Origin of the sequence: Corynebacterium flavescens (assembly GCF_008693105.1) — a bacterium.
Lineage (GTDB): Bacteria > Actinomycetota > Actinomycetes > Mycobacteriales > Mycobacteriaceae > Corynebacterium > Corynebacterium flavescens.
The window spans coordinates 19,071-38,704 of sequence record NZ_VXKK01000044.1 but is presented as its reverse complement, the minus strand read 5'-3'; the positions used below and the strand labels follow the sequence as shown (position 1 = coordinate 38,704).

Sequence of the window (19,634 nt, the reverse complement as noted above, 5' to 3'; positions counted from 1 at the left end):
CTCGATTCAACATTACCCTGCCCTTCTACTATGCTCACCCGGTGTGAAGGATGTGCTCATAGCCTCGGACCTGGTGGGGTGTCGCTACCGGCTCGTGCAGCGCCGCGCGCATCCGGATACCCCGCGCACCCACGCCTCGCTCGCACGCAAGCAGCGCCACGACGCGGCCGTGGAGCTAGTCCTCGCCGCACTCCCGGCCAAGGCGCCAGGCCGGTTTCGCCGCATCGACTTGGTTGGGGATGATTGGGAGCGCTCGCTGGCCACCTTAGAAGCCATCGCGGCTGGCTACACGCACATCACCAACGCGGTCTTCTCTACGCGCGAGTGGATGGTCAAGGCCGAGCTCCTGCTCAAGGAGGAGGGTGGTTATACCCCGGTTATCGTGTCCAACCACCGCGTGGCCCGGCGCAACGAGCGCCATAGCACCCTCGTCGTCCCCACCCACCGGCTGGGGCTGAGCGCGCCCATGGAGGCGCCATTCAAGATCCGCCACCACGCCGTCGACGGCTACCGCCTAGCCCTGACCGCGCGTGGACTGGAGCACGTAGGCCAATACTCGGGCCACGCGGGCATCATCGGGCAGGATCGCACGCAGGCCTTTTTCACCGAGACCTCGCGCTTCGACGTCGATACCCCGCTGGAGCAGCCGCTTCCCAGCGCGCCGGTCCGTCTCAAGGAGTGCACGTCGTGTCGCTTCTGGCAGTATTGCGAGCCGCAGCTGCGTGCCGCCGACGATATCTCGCTCTTCTTGCCCGGGGATCGTGCCGCGGATCTGCGCGAGCGCGGCATCAACACGGTGCAGGCGCTTATCGATGCCGGCTTGGGAGATACCTCTGCCCTCGCGGCCGCGTGGCGAGAGGGCATCCCGCTGCTGCGGCGCGGAAAGGTATCTGTGCCACGCGCTGATGTAGAAGTCGACGTGGACATGGAAGCCTACCTCGACCAGGGCGCATACCTATGGGGTGCGTGGTACGAGGGCGAGTACCATCCCTTCGTCACCTGGGAGCCGCTGGGTGGCAAGGCAGAGGCGGAGAACTTCTCCCGCTTCTGGGATTGGCTCATGGGCATCCGCGCGGGCGCCCACGCGCAGGGCAAGACTTTTGCCGCCTACTGCTATTCCGCCCACGGTGAGAACCACTGGATGCGCATGTCCGCGCAGCGCTTTGACTCACCCAGCCTCGCCCAGGTCGAGGAGTTCATCGGCTCTAAGGAGTGGGTGGACCTCTTCCTGCACGTTAAGCGCAACTTCGCCGGCACCATGGGGCTCGGCCTCAAGCAGGTCGCGCCCGTGGCGGGCTTCCACTGGGCACAGGAGGACTTCGACGGCGAGGAATCCGTCAATGCCCGTCGCGCCGCGCTCGCCGGGGATTCAGAAAGCCGTGCCAAGCTGCTGGAGTACAACTCCGGTGACGTGCAGGCCACCCGCGTGGTGCGCGAGTGGATGGATCGCGGCGCGCCGGGGATTAGGTCCCTGCGCGGCTAGGACTGAGCGCGGCTAGGCCTCTTTGCGCATCGTCAGGGCGAGCACGCACAGCGCCAGAGCCACCGCGGTGTAGGAGAGGATGAAGCCGGTCCAGGAGAAGGCGTCGAAAAGCACGCCCGCCACAGCGCCCAAGATGGACGAGCCCAGGTAATAGCAGAAGACGTACATGCTCGAGGCCTCCGCGCGATCGTGGGTGGCCAGGTGGCTCACCCACCCCGATGCCGTGGAATGGGCGGCGAAGAAGCCTACGGTCAGCGCGACGATGCCGATAAGCGTGAGGACGATGCCCCCCATGCAGCAGGCGATGCCCACAGCGAGCAGAACACACGCTGCCAGAAGGGTTGTTCCATGCCCGTGGCGGCTCACCAGCCTTCCCGCGCGCGCTGAGGCCCAGGTGCCGGTGAGGTAGAACAAGAATACCGATCCGGCCAGCGCGGGGGCGAGGCCGAAGTGCTCGGTGAGCCGGAAACCGAGGAAGTTGTAGAGCGAGACAAAGGCACCCATGGAAAGGAAAGCCACGATGAAAAGGGGTGCGAGGCGCCGGTCATGCCAGTGGACAAAGATCGCGCGCAATTCTGAGCGCACGTGAATCTCCTTGGGGTGGAAATTGCGCTGGGCTGGGAGCAAGAGAATGCAGGCCACGGCGAAGAGCGCCGATACGCACGCGGAGGCAAAGAGCGCCCAGCGCCAGGTGGAGAATTCCAGGACGCCTGTGGGGATGAGGCGCCCGCTCAGGCCGCCGATGGAGGTGCCGGCGATATAAATGCCCATGACTCGCGGCAGGACCTTGGAATCCAGCTCCTCAGAAAGCCAGGCCATCGCTGTGGCCGGAGCCCCTGCCAGAAGCGCGCCCTGCAGCCCGCGCAGCACAATGAGCTGCAGCGGCGTCTGGGCCAGCGGCACGATAAGGCCCACGCCCGTCGCGGCGATGGCGGAGATGATGAGCACTCGCCCGCGCCCGTAGCGTTCGGAGGCGATCGACGCCGGGACCACGCACAGCGCCAGCGCCCCCGTGGCCGCGGAAACCGTCAGTGCCGCCTGCGTGGAGCTCATGTGCAGCTGTTTTACCAGCGTGGGCAGCATGGCCTGCGTGGTATAGAGGCAGGAGAATATCGCTAGTCCCACAAAGAGCATCGCGATGGTGGCGCGCCGGGTTCTGGTCATAGAACCATCATTGCCCCCACGCACTCATGTGTAAAATGCAATAAAGCGACAATCTTCATGCACGATATGCATGAATGCAGTGAAATATCTAACTGAGGAGTGTCCATGAACCTGGAGGATGTCCGCGGCGTGGTCGCCGTGGCGCAGGTCGGCCTCGTGGGGGCCGCGGCCGATGAGCTGGGGATATCGCAATCCGCGCTCACCCGCCGGGTGCAGCGCATTGAAAAGGACCTCGGCGCCACCCTCTTTGAGCGAAGCGGGCGCCGCCTCGTTCCCAACTCCCGCGGCCAGGCTTTCCTCGAGCCGGCGAAGGCTATGCTCGCCGCCCAGCAGCGCGCCCGTGACGCGGTCTCCCGCCTCATGGATCCGGAGCGGGGAACCGTACGTCTCGATTTCATGCACTCGCTGGGAACCTGGATGGTGCCCGATCTGCTCAAGAGCTACCGCGAGCTTCACCCGCGCGTGGACATCCGCCTCCACCAGGGCGCAGCCCGGGAGCTACAGGAGCGCGTGGTGGCGGGGGAGTCCGATATTGCCCTCGTTGGCCCGCGGCCCGTCGATGCCGACTCCGCCCTGGGCTGGCACCAGATAAAACTGCAGCGCCTGGGCCTCGCGGTGCCCGACGGACACTGGGCGGCAGGCCAAGCCAAGGCCCGGCTGGCGAACTTTGCCGAGGAAGCCTTCATCGGCATGTTGCCTGGCTATGGTACCCGAATGCTTCTCGACGGCCTCGCCACCTCCGCCGGCTTTAACCCCAAGCTGGTATTCGAGTCGATGGAACTGACCACCGTGGCGGGACTGGTCTCTGCCGGATTAGGCTGCGCCTTGCTGCCACTGGATGACCCATACCTACAGGTAGATAACCTTATCCCGCTCGATCCCCCGGCCTATCGCGAGCTCGGCCTCATCTGGCGCAAAGCCGACGATGCCCCGCCGGTGCGCCAGCTGCGAGATGCCATCATCGGCGGCTTCGTCTCCTAGAAACTACTCTGGATTTCCATTTACCCATTCGGTCGAATGGAAATCTCCCTTACCAAGGAAGAGCTGCAGTAGGTCTTCTGCGGACTTCTGCCCGTTGCTGCTGTTCCAGAACATGGCAACAGATTCCTTTCTCTCGGGGAAAGCTATGAAGAAGGCCCGCCGAGAACCGTTATCTCCCCAATGCCAGACTGCTGGGCCTAGATCGCTGGTCTCGAGTCCTATTCCCAATCCCCACGAGATGAACGGATCCGCTGGGCTGGGGGGAGTCTGATTAGCGTCGGAAGAATCCTGAAGCCATTTTTGGTGGACTTCTGGCGAGAGTCCCTCACCAGAAATGATCGCCCGCTGGATGAACTTAGTGTAGTCATCTGCACTGGTAAGCAGGGTATAAGCGTCGTTTCCTTGCCGGAACTCGCTCAGCTTGCCTGGTTCGCCATTCTCATTATGGCCCACAGTCATGAGTGGGATATCTGCTTCACGGAATACTAAGGAAGAGTGTTCCATGTTGAAGGGGCGGAATACCTCGGTGTCGAGTATGTCTGCGAAGTTTTTATTCTCCATGTGCTCTACTACTTGTTGCAGCAGGAAGAATGCATCTCCGGAGTAACCAAACTTAGATCCTGGCGTCCATTGCGGAACGAGCGCTGAGTCTTCGGCACCGGGCGAGGTGGCCCAGTTGGGAAGCCCGGTGGTGTGGTTGAGAACCATGCGTGCAGTGATGGTCTTTGCTTCGGCACTACCCGCGATGCGAGGAGATTGATAGTAATCCCACAGGGGGGTGTCTAAGTCGAGTTTTCCCTCATCGACGAGCTTGAGGAAAGCGTAGGTGCTGACAACCTTTGTCAAGGATGCGGCTTGAAACATAGTGTTTTCAGACACTGGAGTTCCTAGGTCTTTTCGGGCGACTCCTACAGCGTAGCTATCGGTCACACTGCCTTTTTGGTGTACAACTTGGGCACCTGGAATATTGTACTTCTCTAGGATCTGGGCAATTTGCGCCTCGTTGACCGCGTGTTGGGCATCGCCCAGAACAGAGCTTGAACCGATTAAAGATGAACTGCCACTGGAAAGGCCTAAAGCCGATGCAGCGGGTGCGCCAAGTGTAGTGGTGGCGACTATCAAAATACCCGCGACCACTGTTTGTGAGCGTGATACACGGGAGAACTTCCAAGAGGACTTACTGATTCTAGGCACTATAGAGCTTTCTAGGAGAGCGGAAAATGACCTAGGTATTACACCTCAATAGTTTCTATAAGACAATAGAAATGGCTGAGCTGCAATGTCTTGGCACTCGCTATCCGGAAAGCTGCACATATAACAAAAGTGTGGGGCGGGAATCCGGTAGATCCGGTTCCCGCCCCACACCGATAGTGATAAAGCTACTTCAGCTGAAATTACTGCAATTACTTGCTGGCGGCGGCGAAGCGCTCTGCCACATCAGCCCAGTTGAAGACGTTCCAGACGGCCTTGACGTAGTCAGCCTTGACGTTCTTGTACTGGAGGTAGAAGGCGTGCTCCCACATATCCAGCATGAGCAACGGGGTGAAGTTCGCAGAGATGTTGCCCTGCTGGTCCGTCAGCTGCTCAATGAGCAGGCGGCCAGCGATGTGATCGTAACCGAGTACGGCCCAGCCGGAGCCCTGCAGACCCAGCGCTACAGCGGAGAAGTGAGCCTTAAACTTCTCAAAAGAACCGAAGTCCCGGTCGATGGCCTCAGCCAGTTCACCGGTGGGCTCGCCGCCACCGTTGGGGGAGAGATTCTTCCAGAAGATGGAGTGGTTGGTATGTCCACCCAAGTTGAAGGCAAGGTTCTTGGACAGAGCGCGGATGCGGTCGGGGTTGGCATCGCCGTTGCGCTCAGCCTCGAGGGCTTCAAGGGCGGCGTTAGCGCCAGCAACGTAGGTTGCGTGGTGCTTGTCGTGGTGCAGCTCCATGATCTCAGCGGAGATGTGTGGCTCGAGTGCATCGAATGCGTAGTCAAGATCTGGAAGTTCATATACAGCCATTATTAGTCCTTTCGTTGGGTACGTTGCCCAATGATAGGCACGGTTGAGAGTTTTCGCACACATCGCATTCGTGTAGCGCAAAGCACTGGGGGTTTACCTGAATAGAAGGGGGCAGGGAAAGAGTCGTACGGAACAAATGTCATCTCTGTGCGTTGGGACTCAATAAGGGCGCACTAATGCCGTAACAACGCAACGCCAATATCGCACTCAAGGTGGTTTCTTTTAATGTCATGGATGTTTAGGCCAGAGCCAAAGATAGTTCCGCGCGAGAAAGCGCTGCCCGGACGCGACGAGCCAATCTTGGATCCACAGCTGCACGCAGTATTGGGCACCCCTGTGACTGGGCCGTGGAAGCCGGGGCAAAAGTCCCTCATTCTCGGCATAGGTTGTTTTTGGGGTGCGGAGAAATTGTTCTGGGAGATGCCGGGGGTTGAGTCGACCTCGGTGGGCTATGCCGGAGGAACGACGCCGAACCCTACTTATTATGAGGTGTGCGGGGGCATGACTAACCACGCCGAGGTGGTGCAGGTTGTCTACGATCCGGCCAAGGTTTCGCTGCGCGATCTAGTCGTCCGAGCACTTGAGGCCCACGATCCCTCCCAGGGATTCCGCCAAGGCAATGACGTAGGCACGCAATATCGCTCTGCTTTCTACGTCAACGACGAGGCCGAGCGCGCCGAAGTACAAAGTCTGGTGGACTCCTATGCTCAGAAGCTGCGGGCGTCCGGGTACGGCGATTCCACCACCGAGGTCAAGCTGCTCTCACAGACCGATTCCGGGCAGTATTACCTGGCCGAGGACGAGCACCAGCAGTATCTTTTCAAGAATCCGCACGGTTACTGCCCGCACCACAGTACTGGGGTTAAGTGCGGTTAAAACTGCGTGCGACGCAGGTAGTGGGTCATTCTGGCAGCCAGCTGTTGGGTGAGGCGCACCTGCGATTGGGAGCCAAGGACAGCGTCCCAGTACCAGAATGTTTCCTCGAAGTAGTTGTGGCCGTGCCCGCCGGGCACGTTGAGGGAGTTGATCTGGTCTAAGCCAATCTGCCAGAAGGTGATAAGCGGAGCCCAGACCAAACGCCGCAGCGTATCGGCGTGAAGTGTCGGCGGCTGGGGTTCGCGCATCCAATGGGGGGGCGAGAATATGAGTTTGGGATTCCACCACACAATGGCATCGGAAGCGTGCTGGGCCATGATTATGCGCGGGCGGCGCCAGGTGTGTGCGTACTTGGTCCCAAAGGCGTCGTAAAGCGTGTGATCGGGCGTGGACACGAAGCGCACATGCCGGCCCCCGTCGATCACAGGGAGGCGCTCGAGTGAACCGGGATCGCGGTCGCGGTTTAAGCGTTGGTTAAAGCGCGTCATGCTGGGCGGACCAGTAAATACCGCACCATTGCAATCGGCGAGGAGTTCGTCGAGATCGCGGTAATTATCCAAAATGGCATAGGCGCCGAGGGATTCCCCACCCAAGTAGAGGCGGGGCCGATCCGTTGCGGGCAGGGATTCCATGGCCTCCCGGATGGCGGCGATAAGCGTGCGCGCGGCCAACTTCGGGGCATTCTTATCAATGACATAGGAGAAGACCGAGGGTGCATAAGAGTACTGCATGGACACGGTCACGCAGTTGCCGCGAGTGAGGAACTCATAGCCGGATACGCCCCAGTTATTGACCCAGCCGGAGCCGGCGGGCATGAGGATAACGATGATGTCGCGACGGAAGGCGCCGGTGCGCTCCATTTCGGAGATGACGCGCTGCGCGGATTGGTACACCGAACGCCCCGGCACGAGGCCTGCATAAATGCGGATGGGTTCGTGGGCGTGGTCGAATCCCATGACCTCTTTGATGGTGTGGGCGCGCGGACCGTTGGAGACGAAGCGCCGGCCCTGTTGGCCCAGCGCAGTCCAGCGTTCATGCGACCAGGGGCTGCCTGAGCGCTCTGGTTCCCAGGGCATCATCGTGCCGGGGAAGATGCGCCGGTTGATGCGCTGTGCGTCGAGCGCCACGGAGCGTAGCCAGCGCCGCAGAACCACACGATCAGAAAAGGCCACCGAGCTCAGCGCCAGGCCACCTGCCACGAGCGGCCAGGCTATCCCTGCAGGAATCCAGGATCCGAGCCGGCGGGAGATAGAGGAGATGGTCACTTGGGTGAGCTCGCCCAGCAGCAAGAGTCCGCCATATCCGGCCGTGCCCACTGCCAAACCCACCGCAGCGGTTGCCGGTCCGCGCACGAGGTCGCGTCCCACCAAGGCGGCCTGGCGGCGTTGGTTGCGCAGGGAGAGGCCGGCAAAAATAACGGTTCCGGCGCCAAGGATGAGGTGCGCGCCGCGGCGATAGCGCGCGGAGACGTGGTCTTGCGGGCGCTTGCCGACAGCGCGGAGGAAGCGCTTGAGCGAAAACGCCGCCGCAGTAGCTCCGAGGTGTCCTATTCCTTGGCCAATGGAGACGTTGGCGGCGGTGACCCACCACGGACGGGGAAGCAACGAGGGCGAGATGGCCGCCCAGGTGGCAACCTCAGCGCCCAAGATTCCGGCGGACATGTTGCGCGGGAGGCGTCGGCGTCCGGTCATGCGCAGGCCAGGGGTGAGATCACTGAGCACTTCGAGTCCAAAAAGTGCGGATGACAGTGCTTTAATCAGCACCTTGCGGGCCAGGGAGTGCATGAGTGCCATTCAACCAGTAACTCGCTCCGCGTGCAGGGCAGGCGCACGCCCGTAGTGCAAGCAATAGTGTCCGAATAATCGCCAGAATGTGAGATCGGACATTTGGTTGTGTGAGATCGTGCGCATAGCGCGCATTCTTGAGCGACCTGACGCACAATGGGGGCATGGCAAAATTCGTTGGAAACAAAGTCGTACTCATCGGCGCTGGCGATGTGGGAGTCGCATACGCTTTCGCCCTAATCAACCAAGGCACTGTTGACCACCTGGCAATCATCGATATCGATGAAAAGAAGCTGGAAGGCAACGTCCAAGACCTCAACCACGGTGTCGTCTGGGCACCGACCCGCACCCGCGTAACCGCCGGCACCTACGCCGACTGCGCGGATGCATCAATGGTGGTCATCTGCGCCGGCGCTGCGCAAAAGCCCGGCGAGTCCCGTCTGCAGCTCGTGGGCAAGAACGTCAAGATTATGAACTCCATCGTCGGAGACGTCATGAAGGCCGGATTCGATGGCATCTTCCTTGTCGCATCGAACCCTGTCGATATCCTGACCTACGCAGTGTGGAAGGCCTCCGGCCTCGACCACCACCGTGTAGTTGGCTCGGGCACCGTGCTCGACTCGGCCCGCTACCGCTACATGCTCGGCGAGCTCGAGGATGTCGCACCGACCTCCGTTCACGCCTACATCGTTGGTGAGCACGGCGACAGCGAGCTCCCCGTGGTCTCCACCGCGAACATCGCCGGCGTCCCGCTGGCGAAGAAGTTGGAAGAGCAGCCCGGTTACGCCGAGCGCATCGAGACCATCTTCGAAGAGACCCGCGACGCGGCCTACAAGATCATCGACGCCAAGGGCTCCACCTCCTATGGCATCGGCATGGGTCTGGCCCGCATCACCCGCGCCATCATCCAGAACCAGGGCGTGGCGCTGCCGGTATCGGCCTACCTCCAGGGCGAGTACGGCGTCAATGATCTCTACATTGGCACCCCGGCCATCATCGACCGCGGCGGCATCGCGCGCCCGATTGAGCTGCAGCTCAACGCGCACGAGCAAGAGCGCTTCGATGCCTCGGCTAAGACTCTGAACGAAATCAAGGAAGAGTTCTTCGGATAGTGAAAATCGTTGCCCACAGGGGATACTCCGGAAAATATCCGGAGCTATCCCCTCTAGCTTTTGCCAAAGCCATGGAACTGCCTATCCATGGCATCGAATGCGACATCCGTTTAAGCCGTGACGGCAAGGTCGTGGTCAACCACGACGCCACCTTGGAGCGTGTTGCCGGCAACCCCGGTCACATCGCCGAGATGGACTGGGAAGACCTGCGCCAAGTCGATATCGGCGAAGGCCAACACATGTTCCTGCTCGATGAGCTGCTGGAGATGATGGAGGGCAAGCCGCACCATATTTACATTGAAACCAAGCATCCCTCACCCAACGGAGAGAAGCTTGAGCAGGAGATGGTGAACCGTCTGCGCCTCGCGGGACTGTTGGATGATCCACGTATTCACATGATTTCCTTCTCCCACAAAGCAATGCGGCGCATACGCAGCATTGCTCCCGACATCGATCGCATCTATCTGCGGCGGGATTGGGAGCGTCACTTCAACCGGCCCGATATTTTGCTTTCGCGCCCTACCGGCTTGGGCATGTCTTTGCTGCGCGCGAAGATGCAGCCCAGCGCCATCGGCGCCCACGGGCTTCCCACCTACCTGTGGACGGTGGATCGTCCCGAGGACATGAAGTGGGCGTGGTCCAACGGCGTCGACATGCTCGCCACCAACCAACCGGAAGTGGCCCTGCACGCCATAGAGCTCTAGCACCCAGGTATCTTGGTGCCTATGGCCAAGAAGAAAAAGAAGCAAGAAAACCTGCCCGAGGGCATGTCCCGCCGCCAGGCAAAGCTGGCGGCGCGTGCCGCCGAGCGCGCGGCGCTGGAGAAGGATCCGCGCCCCTTTGGCGGACTCGCCGCAGAAGCCAGCCTCATCGCTCTGCAAGAGTTCGCCCCCTCCGCCACGGCACCGCTCAAGGTCCGCGGCTTCGACCGTGACGTCTACGTTGCCACCGTGCTGCCCGGTGCCTCCGCCGCTCTTATCCGCGAGGATGAGTTCGGTGGGAATGCCTACGTGGCACTCCAGGTGCAATCCCACAGCCACAACCCAGGGCGCGACCTTGCCTTTGCCCTCAACTGGGTAAAGAACAACAAGCCCGGCGCCACCTTGGAATCCACCGTGGCCGATGGCACCGAGCCTGCCTTGAGCGAGCTACTTGATAAGGATGCCACCCTCGACATCGAGGTCTACCAGGACTTCTCTTGGTGGATTCCGGAAGGCGCGACCACCAATGCACAGGTGGCGCAGTCCATGCAGGCCGCCAACGATTCCGTCATCGAGGCTCACCTCGTGGGCGAGTCCATCACCGGAGCCGCTTTCTGGGCCAACGCCGGCGGCGGCAAGGCCTATATCCGCTGGGTGCGCCCCGCCGAGGAAGAAACCGCCCTGCTTAACGCGCTTGCTCGCGTCGCAGCCCGCGGTGAGCTGAACCTCGGGGAAGGCACCAAGTTTGCCGGAGTATTCCGCACCCACGGTCTCATCGCCCCAGTATTCGACCTCGATCCGCAGGTTGCCTTCGACTCCTACGAAGCAGAGCTTTCCCGCGTGGATGAGGCCCTAGAAAAGGAAATCCACAACGACGCCCAGCTTGATTCCGAGGAGCGCAAGCAGCTTGAGAACATCAAGTCCCGCCAGGTCACTCTGCGCTAGAGACAAGGTGTGAGGGCTCTTCCGGTTGTAGAGTGCAGTGATTTTGTTGGTCAGCACCGAGCCCGATCATTCAGGATAAGCCGAATGACCTTGCTATTGCACTGCCGAGTTCTGGCTGGGCGGCCCGTCTGTGGATAACTGCGTCCGGCGCGGGCGGGTTATCCACAGTTTCCTTGTTTGGTGCGGGTTGGGGATTGTCGCACCGCTTGGCGGTGGCTTAGCGTGGCGGTCATGGGCTTGCAGGAGTATTTCGCACAACTTAGCCGAGGTGTTGACCTCGTTGCTGAATGCTCGGGGCTATCTGCGCCGGACCTTGAGAAGATGGGGGCTAGCGCGCAGGATGCCGCCGAGCTTATAGGCCTGCACGCCATCTACTTCGGCCCCACGCCTTATACGGGCAAGCAGCGCTTAGCCCTTGATGCTGCTCGGCGCAATGGGCACGCCCTGAGCACCCTGCAACACATCGAATCCTTTACCCGTCGCATCACAGGGAAACTGGATGCGTGGAACCTGCGGGTGGAATTATGCTCCACCCCAGGCGAGCATGTTACCGCGGTAGCTAGGCGCCGGCTGCGTGAGATGCGTGTTCCCCGCAAGTATTGCGAGCGTGCGATGCTACGCCAACACCCCAACGGGCTGGCTACCTTGACAGTGACCGGCAATGGGTTGGATATGGCGGATGCCTTCCGAACCATCGACCATAAGCGGCCAGGCGAGAGCTTTATCGCCCGCATGCTCGGCAAAGCAGACGGGGCCCCGGCTGCACGTACTCGTGTGACGACCATGGCAGTCCTCCAGTTGGAGGACTACGGCACAATCCTGCGCCGCGAGCGCGATGATGTTGTAGTACGCACCACCAGTGGGGCTGTTATCACCGGTACGCAGCTTGTGGAACGCGCCTGCGCCAACGAGGGTCTTATTACGGTGATAAGCCGGGCGCAGGGGCCGGTGGACTTGTACCGCTTTGAGCGATTCGCATCGGTTAAGCAGCGCACGATGCTGGCAGCAGAGCACCCTACGTGTGCGTGGCCGGGCTGTAACACCCCAGCAGAAAGAGGCCAGTTCCACCATCTCACACCGTGGAGTCATGGTGGGGAGACGAACGTTGCCAACCTGGTGACCTTGTGTAGTTATCACAACGGCATCAATGACGACGATCCGAATGCGCCACCACGGCGCGGGCGCCTTACCCGACAGGGCGGGACAGTAGTCTGGCAGCCACCACACACTAGCCGTTAGGACAACACCGCCCAACGGCGACTTCCCGCACCCCAAAAACAAACCCCCAGCGGGCAAGCGGGCAGGACTAGGGCGATGATCCCGGGAAAGACCGGCAAGGGACTCGCTTCTTATATGCCAGTCCCACCACGCCCTCTAAAACCCGGAAGAGCCGGGCTCAAACTCAACCGAATAACTAGCGCATCGAATCCCAGAGCTGGGCTGTGGCGGCATCATCCCATAAGACGACGTTGCCCACCTCAGTGTCCTGGAACCCGCCGATGGGCACGGTCTGGGTCTCAACTCCAGAGCCCATGGCCAGCGCCACGCGCGCTAGGTGCCAGACGTGGTCCTTGCTTCCCACGATGAACGAGGACGCAGTCTGATTAACCAGGGATACCATCCGGAAGGGGTTAATCAGAGTCCCCGGGGAGGTGATCTTGTGCAGCAAAGCCGCGAAGAAGTCCCGCTGGCGCTGCACGCGGTCGAGGTCACCGAGGGCGGTGGCACGGGTGCGCACATAGCCTAGGGCTTCCGGGCCCTGCATCTTCTGGCAGCCTGGCCCGAGGTTGATTCCGGCCAGGGGATCATCGATAGGCTCTGCCACACAGAGCTCGACGCCACCCACGGCATCCACCACATTGGCCAACCCACCCATGCCGATCTCGGCGTAGTGGTCCACGCGCAGTCCGGTGGATTGCTCCACCGTCTGGGTCAAAAGCTGCGGACCGCCGTAGGTAAAAGCGGCGTTGATCTTGTCCATGCCGAACCCCGGCACCTCGACATAGCTATCGCGTGGGATCGAGACCAGCTGCGCCTTGCCTGAGCGGGGGATATGCAAGAGCATGATGGTGTCGGTGCGTCCGACGCCGATGTCGCCGCCCGTCCCGAGTTGCTCCTGCTCTTGCTCGGTCAGCCCTTGACGCGAGTCTGAGCCCACGAGCAGCCAGTTCGTGCCCGCGGTATTGGCCACTCTTTGTTCAGGCAGCGCGTTCACGCGGGTCAAGCGCGCATCCGTCCACAGTGTAAAGACGAGAGCCAGGACCAATATGATGGCCAGCCCCCAGCCCATGCAGCCACCGATTACACGCACTGGCGCCTTCTTCTTGCGGCGGCGGTGCGGTACCGCAGAGCGCGGGGGTGCAGAGTAGTTGCGTGGGACCTGCGGGCCCGCCGAACGGCGCTGCTCTGGGGAGTACTGATCGGGTCGATCGGTGCGGTACTGGCGGGGTCGATCGGTGCGATACGGATCGGGTCGATCGGTGCGATACTGCTGCGGGCGGTACTGCTGTGGTTGCTGCCCGCGCAGGGGTCGGCGCTGCTCGTGCGCTGAATGCGTGGAGCCTAAGTCAAAGCGCGTTTCCTGGGGGTGAACCGCAGGAAAGGACTCGTGGTGCGGCTCGGCGCGTGGTGGACGGCGCTGGGGGTTGGCGGCTTTGCGACGCCGCACCGGACGACCGTAGCGATCTGTCAACGGCCGGCCATCCGCACCGAGCACGAACTCCTCGGAGCGTGCGTCGCCGGCGCGGCGCGCTTCCCTTCTTGGGTCCCGTCCAGAATCAGTCATGCGCTACACCTTACAATGATCGGCGCAAAGCCCCGGGATCGAGAAAGTGCTGGAGGCGCAAAAATCAGAGCCCGAAGTAAGGGCTAAGAAGCGGCCCGAGGAAGGAATAGCCTAGGAAGGCCACGGCGTCAATAAGAAAATGGCCGATGATAAGCGGCCATACCCGGCCGGTCTTGTGGAAGAAGTAGGCATAGATAACGCCCATCACGATGTTGCCCACGCCGGCGGATATGCCCTGGTAGAGGTGGTAGGAACCGCGCAGGATGGAGGAGGCGGCGAGTGCGGCAGGTAGGGTCCATTTTCGCTGGCGCAGGCGAGTGATAAGCCAGAAGACTACGACTACCTCCTCCGCGAAGGCATTGGCAAAGGACTTAATGAGGAGGACTGGAACCTCCACCCAGGCGTTGTCGAAGTCGGTGGGCACGACCTCTTTGCTCAAACCGAAGTGGAGAGCGGCCAGGTAGAAGGCGAGTCCAGGGATGCCGATGACGGCAGCCAGGCCCACACCGAGCACGCCGTCACGCGGCCGCCAGCGCGGCAGGGAAATCTTATCGCCGGCCAAGAGATAAAGGGCCAGCGCACCATAGGCAAAAAGGGCGGCGGCGCTGCAGAGCTGCAAGCCTAGATCGATAAACGGCAGCCGGGAGGCGGTGGCGTTGAGCGTGACCTGCTGTGCATTGAGGTTCTCCGGCGCGGCCAGGGAACTGATGAGGTTGAGGATGGAGCGCACCCCGGAGAGCCCGAAGGTCAAGGCGAGGACGAGGAGAATCTCCTGGCGGCCGCGATCGAGCCTCATCGGTGTAGGACTCCGGCGAGGCCGAGCAAGGCGGCGTCGTCAAGCGTAATTGCGCCCAATTGGAGGCCAACCGGGGCGCGCCCGGGCAGCGCCCAAGGCACCGAGATGGCCGGCAGGTGCGCCACATTGAAGAGGGAACCCCACGGGGACCAGCGGGTCTGCGCGTCGAAGTTCTCCTGATGAGCGTTCCCCCGGAAGGAACCCAGGGGCGGTGGATCGAAGGCCAGCATCGGGCTGAGTATGGCATCAACCTGCCAGTGCTGGGCCAGAAGCTCTGGGAGAGCGCGGCTGTGCGCGCGAGCCTGTGTGTACTCGGCCGCACTGACGCGCCGGCCCTTGTCCCGCAGCCAGGCCACGTAATCCTCAGCATCGGGGAGGGAACGCAGGCGGTAGGTAAAGAGATCCTGGAAAGTCTGGAAAGTGTGGGCGGCCTGGGGATAGGGAGAAATCGCAACAGTCTCAAAGCCGGCGCCCTCCAAAGTGGATACGGCTTCCTCGACTGCGCGCAGCATGACGGGGTCAACGCCCGTCTGCGCGAAGAGGGGCTCGATGAGGATGCCGATGCGCGCGCGTGGCACCGCAGGGACAATGTTGTGCAGCAAAGCGGCATCGGCCACGCTGTGGGTGATGAAGCCGGTGGCGGCCAAATCAATGCCGGCGGGTTTGAAACCCACCACCCCGCACGCCGCGGCAGGGACGCGGATGGAACCGCCGCCATCAGTGGCGTGAGCAGCGCGCAGAAGGCCGCGGGCTACCTGCACGGCTGCGCCGCCGGAGGATCCACCCGGTGTCGCGCCAGGGTGCAGCGGGTTGACGGGGTGGGGCAGGCCGATGGGTTCCGTGTCGACGGTGAGGCCCAGCTCTGGGGCGGCGGATTTGCCCACGAGCAACGCGCCCTCCTCTTCGAGCTGAGCGAGGAAGGGATCCGTCTCATCGGCCACGTATTGCCGGTGCACCGACCCGAGAGTGGTGGGCATACCCTCGACGTCATTGAGGTCTTTGGCGGAGAGTATCCACCCGCTTAGGCGCCCGGTACTGCGGGGGCGCCCGTCGAGGTCGAGGTGAGTGAATCCGTGGTGTTGCGGCGAAAGACCGCGCAGATCCGCCCGCAACTGCTCCAAGCTGAATTCCATGCCGCATAAGTCTAGGGGATAAGCTAATGGCCATGAGCACCACCATCGCATTCCTGGGTCCGGCGGGTACTTTCACGGAGGCGGCCTTGCAGGCCTTTGCCCCACGATTTAGCGCCGTGGAGCCTGTAGCGGTTGATTCGCCCTCGGCGGCGCTGCGCGCAGTGCGCGAGGGTCGGGCTGATTATGCCTGCGTGGCCATAGAAAACTCGGTGGATGGTGCGGTGACGGCCACCTATGACGCCCTCGTGGAGGGCAGGCCGGTCCAGATCTACTGGGAGGTGGATCTGCCGGTGTCCTTCTCCATCATGACGCGGCCCGGCATGCAGCTTTGCGATGTCGCTTCCTTCTCCACCCACCCAGTGGCCTATCAGCAGGTGCGCGGGTGGCTGCAGGATCATCTCCCCGCGGTCGAGTACGTGCCGGCAAGCTCGAATGCTGCTGCCGCCGAGGCCGTGGCTCGCGGTGAGGTTGATGCCGCCGCTGCCCCGGCCCGTGCGGCGGAGTTGTTTGGGCTGGACACCTTGTCCAGCGAGGTAGCAGACGTGAAAGGCGCGACCACGCGCTTTGTCCTTGTCGGCCCGGCGGGCAAACCCACCGAGCGCACGGGACAAGACCGCACCTCAGTTATTTTCACCCTTCCCAACGAGCCGGGCTCCTTGGTCGGCGCGCTCGAGGAGTTTGCGCATCGCGGAGTGGATCTATCCCGTATCGAATCGCGGCCCACGCGGCAGGGTCTAGGAATCTACCGTTTCCACACCGATTTGATTGGCCATATCGAGGATCAGCCGGTGGCTGAGGCCCTGCGCGCGCTGTGGTTGCGGGCTCAAGAATTGATCTTTGTGGGGTCTTGGCCCTCGGCCACGCAGCTGGGGGAGGCCCCACGGGATCTCAACCGGCTGGCCGCCGCCGATGCTTGGATAGCGAGCGCGCGAAGCGGGCGATAGTCTAGGCAGTCATGAGCGGAAGAATCATCCTCCTGCGCCACGGCCAGACCTTTTCCAATATCCAGCGCATGCTTGATACTCGCCCACCCGGGGCCGAGCTGACTGAGCGCGGACGCGCCCAAGCCCAGGGCGTGGGCAAGGAACTAACCGCCCTCACGGGGGATCGGCCTTTCAAGATCTACTCCTCGGTGGCTCTGCGCGCGCAGCAGACCGCGCAGCTGGCCGCGCGTTCCTGGGAACAGACTCGCGGCTTGCCCGCCCACGACATCGCAGTCTCCCTGTTGAGCGGTATCCATGAGGTATTTGCCGGCGATCTGGAGATGAGCAATAGTGAGGACTCCCACCGCGAGTACATGGTCACCCTGCGGGGTTGGCTCGATGGGGACGCCGGGGCCCGTATGCCGGGCGGGGAGAACTACCTCGATCTGCTCGCGCGTTATCGCCCCACCCTGGAGAGCGTGGCTCACACCTTGGACGCGGAGGAGGATGCCATCATTGTCAGCCACGGGGCGGCGATTAGGGTGGCAACCTGCCACGCCACCGGCATCGATGCAGACTTTGCCTTCAGTGGTTATATGCCCAATTGCCGTTTCACCATCATGGAGCCGCGCGGGCGGGACTTCGGTCAGTGGACGTTGACCAGGTGGGCCGATACCGAGATGGACCCGGGGCGTGCGAACTAGCCCCAGCCGAGTGCGTGGAGTTCTTCTTCCTCGAAGCCAAAGTAGTGCCCGAATTCATGAAAAACGGTTACTTCTACTTGCCGAGCTAATTCTTCCTCGGTGGAGCACCAGTCCTGGAGGGCGCCGCGGTAGATGGTGATGGCATCCGGCAGGTGGCCGGTGTGGTCGAAGGTACGGTGGGTCAGCGCCACGCCTTCGTAGAGCCCGAGGAGGTTGGGCTGCTCCGGGTTATAGTCCTCGACCAAAATGACAAGGTTGCGCATGCGCCGGACAAATTCCTCGGGGATTTTATCGAGGGCGTCATTGAGCATCTCGTCGAAGCGCTCCTCGGAAACATGCACCATAGTCTTAAAGCTGCCTTTCAGTCCCAGGCACCCACCGGCTTTTCTAGCGGGCGGGTTCGCGGATGGGGTCGCGGGCGGGGCGCTCCTCAGGAGCCTTTCCGTCGATATTAAGGGCATCGCGGCCGCCCTTGGCAGAGCCGGTGATGGTGGAAAAACCATTCTCATTGGAGTGGACGAGGGAACAGTTCACCGAGCGAGAACCGCCGTTCCAGGAGCCCTCAGATAGTGATCCCCAGAAAGGCTGCAGCGTGGATTGGTAGAGGTTTTCCTCGTTGCCCAAGTATTCGGTGGCCGCTGCGGTGCAGGTCTGCCCGAGGTACTTATCCAGCTCCTCGGAACCGGGATAGCCTTCGGGGTACTTCTCCGCCAGGTTGACCGTGGAGACGGTCTCGAGCTGGTGGGGCTGAGAGCAGTCCACAGTGCGCACGACCTGGTCCTCACCGATGACACGGCATTGCCCGGGCGAGGCGAGGATGGACTGATCCACGGCGGCGACATTTCCGGTGCTCAGCTGCGGGACTCCCTTATCATCGGTGGTCTGCAGGCCACAGAGCAGCGTGCGGTCCCCTTCGTCCCACGCGCCTTGCGGCGGCAGAATGGAGGCGATGTCAAACTTTCCGGAGGGATCCCACTTGCTCTTGAGGTAGGTCAGCGTGGAGGACTGGCACAGTTCATCGCGCAACTGATCCTGGCGGTTGAGCTCCGGGCGCGTGGCCGAGGGGCCGAATTCACTCGTGGGGTAGGTGCTGAGATCCTCGCGCGCGGAGACCTCGAAGCGGTGCTCTTTGTCGCAAGTAACTTCCTGGAAGTTGCTGACGGGGGAATCTGCGGAAATATCCCATGTCAGGCAGGTTCCCGGCTCGGCCGAGGAGAAGGCGGCGACAGCGGCCGCGGTAGTCGCGGTGCTATTGCTTCCACCTGCGGATTCGCCGGATTCCGCCGCGTTCTCTTTACTCGGCGCGAAGTATTCATAGGAGCCCAGGAAAGCGGCGGTGATGAGGGCCGCGATCAGGAGCCAATTCACCGCCGCAGCCGAGCGCCAAGAGGAAGATTTACTCATAAGAACTCCAATCCTACTGGTCACCGGCCGTTGCTGCTAAATGTCGCGGGCCCTGCTGACCCGGGTGTTAAGCCGGTAGCGGTCCGTTCGGTAGACGGAAGAGCACCATTCCACGGGGCGATCGCCCGAACGGGAGTGCCGGATGATGTGGAGCAGGGGCGTGCCGGGTTCCACGTCGAGCAGCTTGGCGACGGCGGGATCCGCGGCGATCGCAGTCACCGTCTGGTCGGCCTCCGTAATGGGGGCGCGGAAGTTCGAATCCAAGATGGCGTAGACGGATCTATAGATGTCATTTTCGAGCAGGTTGGGCACGTAGGCGGAGTTATACCAGCCATCATCGATGGAATAGGGCTCGCCATCACCCAGGCGCAGGCGGCGCAGGTGCGTGTGCGGGAGGGAGGGATCGGTGCCGAAGAACGCGGAGACCTCCTCCGGTGCGGTGCTACGCCCGCCCAACAAAATCTTCGAGGAGGCCTTGACGTCTTGCGCGCCCATCTCATCGGAGAAAGAGGCCAAGTGCAGGCGGGAGACGAGCGGGTTGGGGGCCACGAAGGTTCCCTTGCCGCGGACTCGGCGCAGCCGCCCGGCTGCGACCAGATCCCCGATGGCGCGGCGCACGGTGATGCGGGAAACACCGTAGGTTTCCTCCAAGATGCGCTCGCCCGGCAGGATATCGCCCGGCTTGAGGGTGGTTTGGCACAGCTCAGAGAGGATGTCACGCAACTGCGCGTGCTTGGGAATGGGGCCGTCGCTGATGGTGCGGGCGGGCAGTGCGTGTGGGGAGGACATGTCTACATAATAAATCGCTGGTTATTACCACTGCAAGGCTGGGGCGGT

The 19,634-nt window shown here is 62.0% G+C and carries 19 protein-coding genes; 9 read left to right on the top strand and 10 right to left on the bottom strand.

Going from position 1 to position 19,634, the window contains the following annotated elements; all coding sequences use genetic code 11:
• Window positions 1-43 precede the first annotated feature (43 nt).
• Window positions 44-1,483 carry a TM0106 family RecB-like putative nuclease gene (locus tag F4V60_RS11620; protein ID WP_084559221.1) on the top strand — a complete coding sequence of 480 codons (1,440 nt, stop codon included), beginning with the start codon at window positions 44-46 and terminating at the stop codon, window positions 1,481-1,483.
• 12 nt (window positions 1,484-1,495) lie between these two features.
• On the opposite strand, the gene F4V60_RS11615 is transcribed toward F4V60_RS11620, so the two are convergent.
• Window positions 1,496-2,647: an MFS transporter gene (locus F4V60_RS11615; RefSeq protein ID WP_075730724.1), complete on the bottom strand. Its 1,152-nt coding sequence runs from the start codon at window positions 2,645-2,647 to the stop codon at window positions 1,496-1,498.
• Window positions 2,648-2,752: 105 nt separating this feature from the next.
• Here F4V60_RS11615 and F4V60_RS11610 point away from each other — a divergent pair, with 105 nt between their 5' ends.
• Window positions 2,753-3,628, top strand: a complete 876-nt coding sequence (locus tag F4V60_RS11610; protein ID WP_075730723.1) for a LysR family transcriptional regulator — start codon at window positions 2,753-2,755, stop codon at window positions 3,626-3,628.
• 3 nt (window positions 3,629-3,631) lie between these two features.
• Here F4V60_RS11610 and F4V60_RS11605 read toward each other — a convergent pair whose 3' ends face one another.
• Window positions 3,632-4,765 (bottom strand): serine hydrolase domain-containing protein, encoded by a 1,134-nt coding sequence (locus F4V60_RS11605; RefSeq protein WP_075730722.1) that lies wholly within the window; start codon window positions 4,763-4,765, stop codon window positions 3,632-3,634.
• Window positions 4,766-5,031: 266 nt separating this feature from the next.
• The gene (locus F4V60_RS11600; RefSeq protein ID WP_075730721.1) at window positions 5,032-5,634 is read right to left on the bottom strand and encodes a superoxide dismutase; all 603 of its coding nucleotides are present in this window, start codon (window positions 5,632-5,634) and stop codon (window positions 5,032-5,034) included.
• A gap of 225 nt (window positions 5,635-5,859) precedes the next feature.
• On the opposite strand from F4V60_RS11600, the gene msrA reads away from it, so the two are divergent.
• Entirely contained in the window at window positions 5,860-6,510 is a 651-nt protein-coding gene (msrA, locus tag F4V60_RS11595; RefSeq protein WP_075730720.1) for a peptide-methionine (S)-S-oxide reductase MsrA, read from the top strand.
• On the opposite strand, the gene F4V60_RS11590 is transcribed toward msrA, so the two are convergent.
• On the bottom strand, window positions 6,507-8,303 hold the full coding sequence (locus tag F4V60_RS11590; protein WP_232315933.1) for an alpha/beta-hydrolase family protein: 1,797 nt from the start codon (window positions 8,301-8,303) through the stop codon (window positions 6,507-6,509). The two genes, msrA and F4V60_RS11590, sit on opposite strands and share 4 nt — an antisense overlap.
• Before the next feature lie 155 nt (window positions 8,304-8,458).
• Between F4V60_RS11590 and F4V60_RS11585 the strand changes: the two genes are divergently transcribed.
• From F4V60_RS11585 to F4V60_RS11570, 4 genes are all read left to right on the top strand, one after another.
• Window positions 8,459-9,406, top strand: coding sequence for an L-lactate dehydrogenase (locus F4V60_RS11585; RefSeq protein ID WP_075730719.1), 948 nt, complete (start codon window positions 8,459-8,461; stop codon window positions 9,404-9,406).
• Window positions 9,406-10,110 (top strand): glycerophosphodiester phosphodiesterase family protein, encoded by a 705-nt coding sequence (locus F4V60_RS11580; protein ID WP_075730718.1) that lies wholly within the window; start codon window positions 9,406-9,408, stop codon window positions 10,108-10,110. Before F4V60_RS11585 ends, F4V60_RS11580 begins: the two co-directional genes overlap by 1 nt.
• A gap of 21 nt (window positions 10,111-10,131) precedes the next feature.
• Window positions 10,132-11,052, top strand: a complete 921-nt coding sequence (locus F4V60_RS11575; protein WP_075730717.1) for a DUF5926 family protein — start codon at window positions 10,132-10,134, stop codon at window positions 11,050-11,052.
• A 231-nt stretch (window positions 11,053-11,283) separates the two neighbouring features.
• Entirely contained in the window at window positions 11,284-12,291 is a 1,008-nt protein-coding gene (locus F4V60_RS11570) for an HNH endonuclease signature motif containing protein (RefSeq protein WP_075731353.1), read from the top strand.
• Window positions 12,292-12,466: 175 nt separating this feature from the next.
• Here F4V60_RS11570 and F4V60_RS11565 read toward each other — a convergent pair whose 3' ends face one another.
• The 3 genes from F4V60_RS11565 to F4V60_RS11555 all read right to left on the bottom strand — a co-directional run bounded on the left by F4V60_RS11565 (window position 12,467) and on the right by F4V60_RS11555 (window position 15,766).
• Window positions 12,467-13,837, bottom strand: coding sequence for an LCP family protein (locus tag F4V60_RS11565; RefSeq protein WP_075730716.1), 1,371 nt, complete (start codon window positions 13,835-13,837; stop codon window positions 12,467-12,469).
• Window positions 13,838-13,901: 64 nt separating this feature from the next.
• Complete coding sequence (locus F4V60_RS11560; RefSeq protein WP_075730715.1) at window positions 13,902-14,633, bottom strand: CPBP family intramembrane glutamic endopeptidase; 732 nt, start codon at window positions 14,631-14,633, stop codon at window positions 13,902-13,904.
• Entirely contained in the window at window positions 14,630-15,766 is a 1,137-nt protein-coding gene (locus F4V60_RS11555; RefSeq protein WP_075730714.1) for an amidase, read from the bottom strand. Before F4V60_RS11555 ends, F4V60_RS11560 begins: the two co-directional genes overlap by 4 nt.
• 32 nt (window positions 15,767-15,798) lie before the next feature.
• Here F4V60_RS11555 and pheA point away from each other — a divergent pair, with 32 nt between their 5' ends.
• Both pheA and F4V60_RS11545 read left to right on the top strand, forming a co-directional pair.
• The gene (gene pheA / locus F4V60_RS11550) at window positions 15,799-16,710 is read left to right on the top strand and encodes a prephenate dehydratase (protein WP_075731351.1); all 912 of its coding nucleotides are present in this window, start codon (window positions 15,799-15,801) and stop codon (window positions 16,708-16,710) included.
• Between the two features lie 11 nt (window positions 16,711-16,721).
• Window positions 16,722-17,393 (top strand): histidine phosphatase family protein, encoded by a 672-nt coding sequence (locus F4V60_RS11545; RefSeq protein WP_075730713.1) that lies wholly within the window; start codon window positions 16,722-16,724, stop codon window positions 17,391-17,393.
• Here F4V60_RS11545 and F4V60_RS11540 read toward each other — a convergent pair.
• From F4V60_RS11540 to F4V60_RS11530, 3 genes are read right to left on the bottom strand one after another with little or no spacing between them, the layout of a single operon-like run.
• Entirely contained in the window at window positions 17,390-17,737 is a 348-nt protein-coding gene (locus F4V60_RS11540) for a metallopeptidase family protein (RefSeq protein WP_075730712.1), read from the bottom strand. The two genes, F4V60_RS11545 and F4V60_RS11540, sit on opposite strands and share 4 nt — an antisense overlap.
• 43 nt (window positions 17,738-17,780) lie before the next feature.
• Entirely contained in the window at window positions 17,781-18,797 is a 1,017-nt protein-coding gene (locus tag F4V60_RS11535; protein WP_075730711.1) for a septum formation family protein, read from the bottom strand.
• 36 nt (window positions 18,798-18,833) lie between these two features.
• Entirely contained in the window at window positions 18,834-19,586 is a 753-nt protein-coding gene (locus F4V60_RS11530) for a GntR family transcriptional regulator (protein ID WP_075730710.1), read from the bottom strand.
• Window positions 19,587-19,634 lie beyond the last annotated feature (48 nt).

What these genes read in the sequence shown, in the direction of transcription:
- F4V60_RS11615 (WP_075730724.1), bottom strand. Translation starts at nt 2,647, where the DNA reads ATGACCAGAACCCGGCGCGCCACCATCGCGATGCTCTTTGTGGGACTA.
- F4V60_RS11610 (WP_075730723.1), top strand. Translation starts at nt 2,753, where the DNA reads ATGAACCTGGAGGATGTCCGCGGCGTGGTCGCCGTGGCGCAGGTCGGC.
- F4V60_RS11600 (WP_075730721.1), bottom strand. Translation starts at nt 5,634, where the DNA reads ATGGCTGTATATGAACTTCCAGATCTTGACTACGCATTCGATGCACTC.
- msrA (WP_075730720.1), top strand. Translation starts at nt 5,860, where the DNA reads ATGTCATGGATGTTTAGGCCAGAGCCAAAGATAGTTCCGCGCGAGAAA.
- F4V60_RS11590 (WP_232315933.1), bottom strand. Translation starts at nt 8,303, where the DNA reads ATGGCACTCATGCACTCCCTGGCCCGCAAGGTGCTGATTAAAGCACTG.
- F4V60_RS11585 (WP_075730719.1), top strand. Translation starts at nt 8,459, where the DNA reads ATGGCAAAATTCGTTGGAAACAAAGTCGTACTCATCGGCGCTGGCGAT.
- F4V60_RS11575 (WP_075730717.1), top strand. Translation starts at nt 10,132, where the DNA reads ATGGCCAAGAAGAAAAAGAAGCAAGAAAACCTGCCCGAGGGCATGTCC.
- F4V60_RS11570 (WP_075731353.1), top strand. Translation starts at nt 11,284, where the DNA reads ATGGGCTTGCAGGAGTATTTCGCACAACTTAGCCGAGGTGTTGACCTC.
- F4V60_RS11565 (WP_075730716.1), bottom strand. Translation starts at nt 13,837, where the DNA reads ATGACTGATTCTGGACGGGACCCAAGAAGGGAAGCGCGCCGCGCCGGC.
- F4V60_RS11560 (WP_075730715.1), bottom strand. Translation starts at nt 14,633, where the DNA reads ATGAGGCTCGATCGCGGCCGCCAGGAGATTCTCCTCGTCCTCGCCTTG.
- F4V60_RS11555 (WP_075730714.1), bottom strand. Translation starts at nt 15,766, where the DNA reads ATGGAATTCAGCTTGGAGCAGTTGCGGGCGGATCTGCGCGGTCTTTCG.
- pheA (WP_075731351.1), top strand. Translation starts at nt 15,799, where the DNA reads ATGAGCACCACCATCGCATTCCTGGGTCCGGCGGGTACTTTCACGGAG.
- F4V60_RS11545 (WP_075730713.1), top strand. Translation starts at nt 16,722, where the DNA reads ATGAGCGGAAGAATCATCCTCCTGCGCCACGGCCAGACCTTTTCCAAT.
- F4V60_RS11540 (WP_075730712.1), bottom strand. Translation starts at nt 17,737, where the DNA reads ATGGTGCATGTTTCCGAGGAGCGCTTCGACGAGATGCTCAATGACGCC.
- F4V60_RS11535 (WP_075730711.1), bottom strand. Translation starts at nt 18,797, where the DNA reads ATGAGTAAATCTTCCTCTTGGCGCTCGGCTGCGGCGGTGAATTGGCTC.
- F4V60_RS11530 (WP_075730710.1), bottom strand. Translation starts at nt 19,586, where the DNA reads ATGTCCTCCCCACACGCACTGCCCGCCCGCACCATCAGCGACGGCCCC.